The 236-nt window shown below is 55.5% G+C and carries 2 tRNA genes; both read left to right on the top strand.

Features of this window, described 5'->3' with window-relative positions:
* Positions 1-2: 2 nt before the first annotated feature.
* A tRNA-Ile gene (locus OCF95_RS09820) sits at positions 3-76 on the top strand.
* A gap of 8 nt (positions 77-84) precedes the next feature.
* A tRNA-Glu gene (locus OCF95_RS09815) sits at positions 85-156 on the top strand.
* Positions 157-236: the final 80 nt, after the last annotated feature.

Genomic DNA, 236 nt, shown 5'->3' with positions numbered 1-236 from the left:
TTGGGCGCGTAGCTCAGGTGGTTAGAGCGCACGCCTGATAAGCGTGAGGTCGGTGGTTCGAGTCCACTCGTGCCCATAAAGTTTGGTCCGTTGGTCAAGGGGTTAAGACACCGCCTTTTCACGGCGGTAACACGGGTTCGAATCCCGTACGGACTATTTTGGAGGATTACCCAAGTCCGGCTGAAGGGAACGGTCTTGAAAACCGTCAGGCGTGTAAAAGCGTGCGTGGGTTCGAA

The organism is Streptococcus mitis, from assembly GCF_946188615.1.
Lineage (GTDB): Bacteria > Bacillota > Bacilli > Lactobacillales > Streptococcaceae > Streptococcus > Streptococcus mitis_BZ.
The sequence above is the reverse complement of the archived record's forward strand: the minus strand, read 5'-3'. Positions and strand labels throughout refer to the sequence as shown.